This is a genomic window from Brevundimonas sp. (genome assembly GCF_016463295.1).
Taxonomy (GTDB): Bacteria; Pseudomonadota; Alphaproteobacteria; order Caulobacterales; family Caulobacteraceae; genus Brevundimonas.
The window spans coordinates 23364-34230 of the sequence record NZ_JAEMRO010000019.1 but is presented as its reverse complement, the minus strand read 5'-3'; the positions used below and the strand labels follow the sequence as shown (position 1 = coordinate 34230).

Here is a 10867-nt window from a genome sequence, read left to right as displayed (position 1 = left end):
ACGACGGCTCGGGCCTGCACCACATGGTCTATGAGGTGGTCGACAACGCCATCGATGAAGCGCTCGCCGGGCACGCCGATCTGGTCCAGGTCATCCTGAATGCCGACGGTTCGGTCACCGTGACCGACAACGGCCGTGGCATCCCGACAGACATCCACGGCGAAGAGGGCGTCTCGGCCGCCGAGGTCATCATGACCCAGCTGCACGCGGGCGGGAAGTTCGACCAGAACTCCTACAAGGTCTCCGGCGGCCTGCACGGCGTGGGCGTGTCAGTCGTCAATGCGCTCAGCGACTGGCTGAAGCTGAAGATCTACCGCAACGGCAAGCGCCACGAGATGAAGTTCGAGCGTGGCGACACGGTCGAAAGCCTGACCGTCACCGGCGACGCGCCCCTCCGCGAAACGGGCGACAAGGCCGGCCAGCCCCTGTCGGGCACCGAGGTCACCTTCTACCCGTCGGTCACGACCTTCAGCCACATCGACTTCGACCTGAAGACGCTGGAGCACCGTCTGCGCGAGCTGGCCTTTCTGAACTCGGGCGTTGTCATCAAGCTGCGCGACGATCGCGGGGCCGAACCGTTTGAGGAAATCCTGCATTACGAAGGCGGCGTCGAGGCTTTCGTGCGCCACCTGGACAAGTCCAAGACGCCGATCCTGAAGGACGTCATCGTCATTCGCGGCAAGAAGGAAGGGATCGAGATCGATCTCGCCCTGTGGTGGAACGACAGCTACCACGAGACCATGCTGTGCTTCACCAACAACATCCCCCAGCGGGATGGAGGCACCCACCTGTCGGCCTTCCGGGCCAGCCTGACCCGCGTCATGGGCGGCTATATCGACGCCGCCGGTGCCGCCAAGAAGGAGAAGGTCTCGGTTTCTGGCGAGGACGCCCGCGAGGGCCTGACCTGCGTTCTGTCGGTTAAGGTGCCGGACCCCAAATTCAGCTCCCAGACCAAGGACAAGCTGGTCTCGTCCGAAGTCCGCCCGGCCGTCGAGGGGCTGTGCTCGGAGGGGCTGTCGCAATGGTTCGAGGAACACCCCGCCGAGGCCAAACAGGTGGTCGCCAAGATCATCGAGGCCGCCGCCGCCCGCGAGGCGGCCCGCAAGGCGCGGGACCTGACGCGCCGCAAGACGGCGATGGAAATCTCCAGCCTGCCGGGCAAGCTGGCCGACTGTCAGGAACGCGATCCGGCCAAGTCCGAACTCTTCATCGTCGAGGGTGACTCCGCCGGCGGCTCGGCCAAACAGGCCCGCAACCGTGAAAACCAGGCGGTGCTTCCCCTGCGTGGCAAGATCCTGAACGTGGAACGCGCGCGCTTCGATCGCATGCTGTCGTCAGACCTGATCGGGACCCTTATTCTGGCGCTGGGCACCGGCATCGGCCGCGACGACTTTAACGCCGACAAGCTGCGCTATCACAAGATCATCCTGATGGCCGACGCCGACGTTGACGGCGCCCACATCCGGACCCTGCTCCTGACCTTCTTCTATCGCCAGATGCCCGAGTTGATCGAGCGCGGTCACGTCTACATCGCCCAGCCACCGCTCTATAAGGTCTCCAAGGGCAAGCAGTCGCGCTACCTCAAGGATCAGTCCGAGATGGACGCCTATCTGATCGAGGAAGGCTCGTCCGAGGCCGAACTGGACCTGCCGACAGGCGAGCGTCGCACCGGCATGGACCTGCAATCGCTGGTGCGCGAGGCCAAGGCGTTCAAGGCGGGTGTCGATCGCCTGTCGCAGCGCGCCCCGGCCTTCGCCATCGAACAGGCGGCCCTGGCCGGCCTGTTCGACGAAGAGGCGGCGGATCCGGCTCGCGCGGCGGCGCGTCTGAACCTCTATGCCGAGGAGGGCGACGGCGAATGGTCCGGTGCGCCCGGTGTGCAAGGCTCCGTGGTGTTCGAGCGGGTGCGACGTGCGGTAACGGAACGCATCGTGCTGGAGGAAACCCTGCTGCGCTCGCTGGACGCGCGTCGTCTGGCCGAACGCTCGGTCGCCTTCGACGGCCTGTTCGACAAACCCTCGACCTATCGCCGCAAGGACAAGTCGGTGACCATCCGCGGTCCGCTGGACCTGCTCGAGGCCGTTCTCGACGCGGGCAAGAAGGGCCTGGCCATCCAGCGCTACAAGGGTCTAGGCGAGATGAACCCCGAACAGCTGTGGGAGACGACCCTGGACGCCAATGCCCGCACGCTGCTGCAGGTGTCGGTCGAGCATCAGGAGGATGCGTCCGACCTGTTTGCCAAGCTGATGGGCGATGTGGTCGAACCGCGCCGCGAGTTCATCCAGGCCAATGCGCTGGACGCGGCCGTCGACGCCTGACGCCAACAGTCAGGTCGTGGGCAGGACCCGCCCCCCGTCGACAAAGGCCTTGATCGAGGGCCAGGTCGGCGGGTCGGCGCGGACACCGTCGCAGGCGACCTGTTTGAGGAAGTCCGGCAGGGTATTGGAGCGGATCGGTTCCCAGCTGCCACCCTCTTCCGGGATGCGGTCGGCTTCCGCTCCATCCTCGCCGTATTCGACGATGCCGGCGGTGCGCCACTGGCTGGCGGCACATTTGAACTCATAGGTCTCGACCGAATGGCTGTAGTCGCCCGCCTCACCCCGGCGCGAAACGGTCGCCACGGGCACGGTAGTGATCTCGCCGTTGACGACAATGCCGTCGACCTCGACCATGAAGGCGCTGTTGGGACTGCGGGAGACCGTGTTCCAATCCTCTGCCGCCACCGGCGCGGTCAGGCTCATCGCGATGGCTGCGGCAAGCAGTGACGTTTTCATGACCTTCTCCCCGTTCCCGGAGCTAATCTTGCGCCACATCCGGCCCTTGGCAAGAGGGCGGTGTCAGCCGACCAGATAGGCCGCGCCGCCATCCGCCGGGCACGTCGCGCCATGCACCGTGACGTCGGCCTCGCCGAACGACAGGCCCAGCGTGTCCAGCACGCCGTTGACCACACCATCCAGAACCGGGCCGAGCGGGGCCAGCAGAGCGTTCAGCGACTGGGTCAGATTCCCTAGTCCCAGGCCCAGACCGATAACCTTCACATCCAGCGACAACCGCCCCAACAGCGACGATACCGCCCCGGATGTGAACCCGGTGGATTTCACGGTCTGTGGCGTCTGGCCTGCAATATGGCTTTCGCTGAAGTTCACGGGCTTGAAGCCCTGATCGGCGGCTTCCACATCGGCCGAGCCTTTCACCGTCACCAGATTGGCGACATTGACCAGCGATGCGGGCTGCACCACCGGGGCGGCCTTGAAGTCGTTCAAGGCGGCCACATTGGTCGAACCGATGCGGGCTCTCGCCACGCCTGGCCTGACGCCGACCTGGACCGCACGCGATCCCTCGCAATCGATCCTGTTCAGCCGGGCTTCGGACGAAGCCAGTTCAACCAGCAGCGGCACCTTGACCTGGGCCAGGCCTGCCAGGCTCTGGGCCGTGCGCGCCTCGACATACAGACGCGCCTGGGCGGTACGAATGACGGGTTCGCCGTTCTTGGCCACCGCCATCCAGGGCGAGCGGTTCGGACGCTCGCCGATCGCCAGCCAGACATCCAGATCGGCCAGACCGGCCCTGGCCCCGAGGTCCAGTTTCACCTGACGGTCGCCACCCGACAGTTCGATCATGGCATTGGCCAGGTCCAGGGCCGAGACGCCGACGTCCAGCCCCCCGCGCAGCCCCTGTTCCGCACCGGCTTCGGCCCCGATCAACTGGCCCACACGAAATGTCTGCCCATCCGCCGCGCGGGCCAGTCGGTTTAATCCGCTGTCGGCGCCCTCACTGACCGTTTCGAGAATGCGCAGGGCATCGCCCGCATCGACCTCCTGATCCAGAAGGGTGTCATAGTCGCCGACCGTCACGCCGGCATGCGTCGCCAGTGCATCGGTAAAGCCCAGCAGATCGACCTTCACATCGGCCAGGGCGCGATAGTCCAGCAGGCTCAGTGACACCTCGCTGCCGGTCAGGCCGCTTAGCACCTGATTGGCGACCCCGCCGTTCAAGGAGGCCAGGCGCGAACCGATCGACAGGGTCGCCAGGGGTTCCGAAGCCCGCACCGCGGCCGTGCCGGTTCGGGTCACCTCGACACGGTCCTTGCCCATGACCCAGCCGGCGAACCAGACCCGGGCCGGAATGGTCACCGTCACCCGGGCCGCATTGTCGTCAGCCTCCCCGGTTGTGAACCTCTGGGCGGGTGCAACGGCAGCGTTTGGGACATAGGTGCCGGTCGTAGTCACGACACGCAGGTCACTGCCGCCATTCTCTGCCGCCGTGGCCTTGGCCGCCTGCTGGGCACGGGGCAGGTCGCGCGCTGCCGCCAGCGCCGCCAGATCGGCCGCCGTCTGCGCGTGCCGCGTGGCCAGGGCGATGGAACCGCCGTCGATCACAATCGCCGCCAGCAAGCAGGCCAGGGCCGCGCCCGCCGCGCCCATGGTCGCCACGCCGCCGCGCCGGTCATGCCAGAGAGCCTTTAGATCACGCATCAGTATCCTCCCGTGCGAACGACGGCCTCGCGGCGGATGACGCGCGGCGGCGACGGCACCAGATTGGACAGCGCCATCAGCGGATGCTCCGTGGCGTCATAGGTGACCGTCACGCGGATCGCTCCGGCATCGCTGGCCACCGCCACCTGTACGGCCTCGGGCTGAAGGATCGTGCTGCCGTCCACGCTGTCGGAGACGGACGAACGTGCCAGGGAGATGCGCTCATCGACGTCGATGCCCGCGATCGCGGCCCGCGCCCCTTCGGCCGCCAGAGACTGAACGCCCTGGGCCATCCACATCCAACCGCCGTAAACGACAGCGCCGATCAGCAGCAGAATGAACAGGGGCCCGATCAGAGCGAACTCGATGGCCGCCGAACCGCGCTCTGACTTAGAGACCATCGAAGCATGCATAGCCTGCCCTCCAACGCAGCTCACGCTTAACGCTGCAACCTTTGAGGGCACGTAAAGCGACGTGGATAATACCCAGGGTTGCCAATGGTGCTTGATTGAACCTCAGTGAAAGTCGCGTGATCCCGGTAGTATCCGAGCGTTACGGGGGTGGGTTTGACCGGGCTGGCGCGGGTACTGCGGGCGCACGATTTCGTCCGCGCGACAAAGGGCGATCTCCGGGCAGTGCCCTTCCGATAGGCGGTTCAGCTCGCCGGAGCGATCGAAGACCCGATGCGCCATCAGATGCACGACGCCCTCCGGACTTTTCTCGACCACGCCTTCGACGCCCATCAGCCGGGCAGCCATGACGACGCCCCGATACTCTTCGAACATCCGCGCCCACAGAACCAGGTTGGTGACGCCGGTCTCGTCCTCCAGGGTAATGAAGATGGCATTGCCCTTTCCCGGACGTTGCCGGACCAGGACAACGCCCGCCGTGCGGACCTTGGTGCCGCTGCGCCTGGTCTCTAGCTCGGCGCAGGTCAGCATGTTCTCCGCCGCGAAAATCGGGCGCAAGATCGCCATCGGGTGGGCCTTAAGCGACAGCCGGGTGGTCTGGTAGTCGGCGGCGACATGTTCGCCCAGCTTCATCCGGGGCAGACGCGCATCAGCCTCATCACCTAGCTCGCGGGCATCGGCGGCGGCAAACAGCGGCAAGGGCGCATCATCCGGCAAACGTCGCACGGCCCAAAGCGCCTCGCGCCGATCCAGGCCGATGGAACGAAACGCATCGGCATCGGCCAGCTTGCGCATCGCCGCTCCCGGCAGGGTCGCGCGGCGGGCCAGGGTCTCGACCCCTGCAAACGCCCGGTCACGCACCGCCATCATCCGTTGGGCCCACTCTGCACGGAACCCGTCGATCTGGCGAAAGCCCAATCTCAGCGCCAGCGATCCCGGTGATCCCTCCAGCCGGTTGTCCCAATCGCTCAGATTGACGTCGATGGGCCGGATCTCGACTCCATGTTCTTGGGCATCCCTCACGATCTGGGCCGGTGCGTAAAAACCCATGGGCTGGCTGTTCAGCAGGGCACAGGCGAAGGCTGCCGGATGACGGCATTTGATGAAGGAGGAGATGTAGACCAGCTTGCCGAAGCTGGCGGCGTGGCTCTCTGGGAAACCGTAGGAGCCAAAGCCTTTGATCTGGTCGAAACATCGCTGGGCGAAGGCAGGATCGTAGCCGCGCGCAGTCATTTTTGAGACGAATTTGTCCTCATAACGAACCAGGTCTCCATCGCCCTTAAACGTGCCCATGGCCCTGCGCAGACCGTTGGCGTCCGCATCCGAAAATCGGGCAGCGACCAGGGCGACCTTCATCGCCTGCTCCTGAAACAGGGGCACGCCGAGGGTCTTTTCCAGAACCGCCTTCAACTCGTCCGCCGGGCCGTGTTCGGGAGCTGGCGAAGCATAGACCACCTCCTCGGCGCCGCTCCGGCGTCTCAGATAAGGGTGAACCATGTCGCCTTGGATCGGACCGGGTCGCACGATCGCTACCTGGATCACCAGATCGTAGAGTTTGCGCGGTTTCAGTCGGGGCAACATATTGATCTGGGCCCGGCTCTCGACCTGGAACACGCCGATGGAATCGCCCCGGCACAGCATGTCGTATGTAGCGTTATCGTCGGCGGGGATGGTGTTCAGCGCCCAGTCACGGTCTTCATGGGTACGCACCAGATCGAACGCCTTTCGGATACAGGTGAGCATCCCCAGCGCCAGAATATCGACCTTCATCAGCCTCAGGTCGTCGATGTCGTCCTTGTCCCATTCGATGAAGGTGCGGTCCGGCATGGCTGCATTGCCGATGGGCACCATCTCGTCCAGCCGATCCTGAGTCAGGATGAAGCCGCCGACGTGCTGGGACAGATGGCGCGGAAAATTCAGCAGCCGCGTCGCCATCGAGACCGCCCGCATGATCATCGGATTGGCGGGGTCCAGCCCGGCCTGTTCGATGTGCTTGTCGCCGATCTCTGCACCCCAGCTACCCCACTGGCTGGCGGCCAGTCGGGCCGTCACGTCCTCGGTCAGGCCCAAGACCTTGCCGACCTCGCGGATCGCGCTCTTGGGGCGATAGCGGATTACGGTGGCGGCGATACCGGCGCGCTCCCTGCCATAGCGTTCATAGATGTGCTGGATGATCTCCTCGCGCCGCTCGTGCTCGAAATCGACGTCGATATCGGGGGGCTCGTCGCGGTCCGAGGACAGGAAGCGTTCGAACAGCAGGTCGGATTCCGCTGGATCCACCGCCGTGATCCCCAGCACGAAACAGACCGCCGAGTTCGCCGCCGACCCCCTCCCCTGACACAGGATCCGCTTGTCCTGCGCCACCCGCACGATGTCGTAGATGGTCAGGAAATAGGGCGCGTACTTCGCCTTCTCTATGAAGGCCAGTTCCTTTTCCAGCAGGACACGTACCTTGTCCGGCACACCATAGGCATAGTGTATCCCGGCATGCCTCCAGGTCAGATGCTCCAGCCAGGCTTGGGGCTTCCATCCGGGCGGTATCGGTTCCTCCGGGTATTGATAGCTGAGCTGTCCCAGGTCGAAACCGATGCGGGAAAGCAGGGCTTGGGTTTCGGCGATGGCCTCGGGCACATCGGCAAACAGGCGGGCCATCTCGGTCGGTGGCTTGAGCCAGCGTTCGGCATTGGCGTTCAGCCGCAAGCCCGCCGCCTCGATCGCCACCCCCTCGCGAATACACGTCAGGACATCCTGCAGATCGCGCTGCACCGGGTCGTGATACAGGACGTCATTGACGGCCAGGAGCGGGACATCCTTCCGCTCCGCCAGCGAGTTCAGCCGCGCCAGACGCCGACGATCATCCCCATTCCGCCCCATGACCGCGCCCAGCCAGACCCCGGCCGGCGTGACCTCGACCAGTTTCGCCAGCGTCGCCTCAAGTCCGTCCGTACGGCGGTCCGGCATGACGATCAGCAACAGATCCTCGGTCACGGACAGAAGGTCGCGCAGGCCGATCTCGCACTGACCCTTGACCGCCCGCCGGTTGCCCAGGGTCAGCAGCCGTGTCAGCCGCCCCCAGCCCGCCCGCGTCTCAGGATAGGCGACGATGTCGGGCGTGCCGTCATTGAAGACAAGTCGCGCCCCGGTCGCCAGCTTGAACCTCGCCGCTCGCGCCTTGACCAGCTTTGAAAGGGCGGGGTCGCTCAGCGGATCGTCGACATAGGTCACCTCTCCCGGACCGCCGCCGTCACGCACGACATCGGGAGGCGACGTTCCCTCCTTACGCATCCGCTTCAAGGCGCTCCACGCCCGAACGACGCCTGCGACCGAGTTGCGATCGGCCAGTCCCAGTCCTGTGTGGCCGCGCAGGATCGACGTCAGCACCAAATCCTTCGGATGCGACGCCCCCCGCAGAAAGGAGAAATTGCTGGCGCTGGCCAGTTCAGCATAGGCGGGAGCGGGGCCAGGAGATGGCCGGGGTCCGGTCATGCGAACAGGCCGTGGATGTACCAGCTCGGCTCCGGTTCCTCACCATAGAAACCTGCGCGGAACAACCAGAACCGGCGACCCTGACGGTCTTCGACACGATAGTAGTCGCGGGTCCGGTGGCTGGGCCTTCGCCACCATTCGCCGCCAATCCGTTCCGGCCCTTCAGCGCGTACGACCGAATGCGTCACCCGTCGCCAACGGAATCGGGCGGGCGGGCCATCGGGGGCCAGGGCCACGGTCTCGATCGGCTGTGGCGGGTCGAACATCTGGAACGGACGCAGCGGCGGGGACGCTGAATCGCGCGCGGGCCACGACACATCTCCATGACGTCGCCCGGCCCAGACCAGGCGCGCGGCCCTTTCGGGTAAATGCGACTCCACCGGCTCGAACCGGCCCACGGCCTCGGGGCCCAAGCGCGCGGTCAGACGGTCGATCAGGCGGTCCAGGTCTTCACTGCCGGTCGGTTCGGCCTCGAAACCGGGCTGAGCCGGAGCCATCGCCTGGGTCACCGGCACGGACAACCGCAGATGGTCGAAACCGAAGCCGGGCTCCAGAGGAGTGGCCAAGGCCGTCAGCCGCTCCTTGAAAAGCCGCATCACGCCGGGCGCATCGCGGGTCGCCCGCCCAGTCCGCACGGTGATCCGTCGGGTCGCGCCATCGATGCGGAAGAAGGCTACCGCGAACGCCCGCCCGCCCAGCCGCCGCTGATCTAGCCAGGCCATGGCCTCGATCAGCAGGTCACCGATCACCGCCTCGACATCCGTCGTCTCAGTGATCGGCTCGAACAGGATGCGATCGATGACGCAAGGAGGCGGCGAGCGCAGCGGCGTGATCCGTACATCCTCCTGGCCCAGGATGCGCGCCAGCCGGACCGGCAGGTCGGTGCCGAACCGCGCGGCCAGGGGCGCGGTCGGGCGGTCGTCGAGATCGCCCAGTGTGCGCAGGCCAGCACGCGTCAGGGCCTGGTGTTCCTTGTCGTCCAGTTCCAGCGCAGCGATCGGCAGGGTGCGCACCGCCTTTCGGTCCTGACCCGGAACAAACAGGCCTCCGCGCCCGAACCGGGACAAGGCCCGTGCCGTCTGTGGCGTACTGGCCAGTGCGGTCCGGACGCCGAGCCCGATGCGACCGGCCCGTGCTTCGACTGCAAGGAGCAGCCCGGCCTCATTGCCGAACAGATGGCTGCAGCCCGTCACATCCAGGATCAGGCCGTCGTCGCCATCGGTCGCCGCCATCGGGGTGAAACGTCCGAAATCCTCCAGCACCCGGGCGAGCAGGGCCGCGTCGGCCTCGGGGCGATGCACAACCGTGCGAAGGGCGGGCGTCCGCGCCTGGGCGTCGGCCAGGGTCATGCCCCGCGTCAGCCCCAGGCTACAGGCCTGAGGGTTCAGCGCGGCGAGCCGCAAGGCTCCCCGGACTTTCTCGACCAGCACGACCGCATCTTGCGAACTGGGCTCACCCGGTTCGACGAAGTTCCGCCGCGTCTCCTCGCGTCGCAGCCGATCCGACGACAGGAACGGAAACCAGACGGCCAGATAGCGGCGCGGGCTCGCAGAAGGCGCCGCTTTCACGATCCCACTCCAGCGTCCATTCGGTCGAGGCCGCGCCCTGTCGGCTTCGGGTCAATGCGGCGACGAAGGCCGGGCGTCCGGGAGCCCCGGCCTCCAGCGCTGTCGACAGGGCCGCGCGCACCGACCAGCGGGTCTCGGCCGCGCTGGGCACTGCCGCCGCCGCCGCCCGTACGACAAAGGCCGTACTGCCCCCCGACCGTGCGGCCAGGGCTAGACGCCGACTTGCAGTCAGGGTCATGGCCTTGGCCTCGCCCCAGCTGGTCATCAGCACCGCGCCGACCGCGCCGCTCTTCAAGGCCTCCTCGCCCGCCGCCAACATGGCCACGGCGTCGCGCACCCGTACGATCAGCACAGTTTCTGGGCGCAAGCCCCATTCGTGCAGCCCCGATCCATGCAAGCCGCCAGCTTCCTGCGACGCCAGGTTCTGAAATGCCCAGAGCAAAGGCCGGTCCCGTGTGGCACGCGACGCCAGACCCAGCGCAAAGGCATTCGCGGCCACAGCGTCGGCGGCGGTCTCGGCATGAATCTCGTGAAGGCAGAAGAGGCAAGGTCCGGGGTCCAGATACGCATCGACCCTGTCGATCCCGAGCGTGAACCGTGCCGGCTCGCCCTCGGCCTCATCACGAGACAGCTTGGCCAGACGGGATTTCAACTGCTCGATCTGAAAGGTCGAAGGCACCAAATGTTCCTGTTATGTTCTCCTATATGCCTCTCATCCAGGGGCAAGAGTCAAGGTGCTGCTTTCAGATTTCAGACAGCCAAATGCCGACGGCTGTTCACTCTGTGAAAGTTGAAGTGGGTCACTGACCTGGAAAAAATGGCGCGCCCGGAACGATTCGAACGTCCGACCCTCAGATTCGTAGCCTCTAGTCTACACTTCCGCTAAATGTATTCGAGTATGAAAATGCTGGGGAATCTCGGGAGTTAA

Annotated in this window: 7 protein-coding genes; 1 reads left to right on the top strand and 6 read right to left on the bottom strand. The window is 65.7% G+C overall.

Annotation, left to right across the window (positions count from 1 at the left end; all coding sequences use genetic code 11):
* Positions 1–2318: DNA topoisomerase (ATP-hydrolyzing) subunit B (gene gyrB / locus JHC81_RS06465; RefSeq protein ID WP_292172254.1), on the top strand; the 2318-nt coding region annotated here is incomplete at its 5' end.
* Positions 2319–2327: 9 nt separating this feature from the next.
* Here the strand turns inward: gyrB and JHC81_RS06460 are convergent.
* The 6 genes from JHC81_RS06460 to JHC81_RS06435 form a co-directional block, all read right to left on the bottom strand.
* The gene (locus tag JHC81_RS06460) at positions 2328–2774 is read right to left on the bottom strand and encodes a surface-adhesin E family protein (RefSeq protein ID WP_292172251.1); all 447 of its coding nucleotides are present in this window, start codon (positions 2772–2774) and stop codon (positions 2328–2330) included.
* 63 nt (positions 2775–2837) lie between these two features.
* Positions 2838–4475, bottom strand: coding sequence for a TadG family pilus assembly protein (locus JHC81_RS06455; protein WP_292172249.1), 1638 nt, complete (start codon positions 4473–4475; stop codon positions 2838–2840).
* On the bottom strand, positions 4475–4876 hold the full coding sequence (locus JHC81_RS06450) for a TadE family protein (protein ID WP_292172247.1): 402 nt from the start codon (positions 4874–4876) through the stop codon (positions 4475–4477). Before JHC81_RS06450 ends, JHC81_RS06455 begins: the two co-directional genes overlap by 1 nt.
* A gap of 114 nt (positions 4877–4990) precedes the next feature.
* Positions 4991–8371, bottom strand: a complete 3381-nt coding sequence (locus JHC81_RS06445; RefSeq protein ID WP_292172245.1) for an error-prone DNA polymerase — start codon at positions 8369–8371, stop codon at positions 4991–4993.
* Complete coding sequence (locus JHC81_RS06440; RefSeq protein WP_292172244.1) at positions 8368–9939, bottom strand: DNA polymerase Y family protein; 1572 nt, start codon at positions 9937–9939, stop codon at positions 8368–8370. Before JHC81_RS06440 ends, JHC81_RS06445 begins: the two co-directional genes overlap by 4 nt.
* Positions 9824–10618 carry a hypothetical protein gene (locus JHC81_RS06435; RefSeq protein ID WP_292172242.1) on the bottom strand — a complete coding sequence of 265 codons (795 nt, stop codon included), beginning with the start codon at positions 10616–10618 and terminating at the stop codon, positions 9824–9826. Before JHC81_RS06435 ends, JHC81_RS06440 begins: the two co-directional genes overlap by 116 nt.
* Positions 10619–10867 lie beyond the last annotated feature (249 nt).

Bases quoted from the DNA above. Each gene is read 5' to 3' on its own strand.
- JHC81_RS06460 (WP_292172251.1), bottom strand. From the start codon at position 2,774: ATGAAAACGTCACTGCTTGCCGCAGCCATCGCGATGAGCCTGACCGCG.
- JHC81_RS06455 (WP_292172249.1), bottom strand. From the start codon at position 4,475: ATGCGTGATCTAAAGGCTCTCTGGCATGACCGGCGCGGCGGCGTGGCG.
- JHC81_RS06450 (WP_292172247.1), bottom strand. From the start codon at position 4,876: ATGGTCTCTAAGTCAGAGCGCGGTTCGGCGGCCATCGAGTTCGCTCTG.
- JHC81_RS06445 (WP_292172245.1), bottom strand. From the start codon at position 8,371: ATGACCGGACCCCGGCCATCTCCTGGCCCCGCTCCCGCCTATGCTGAA.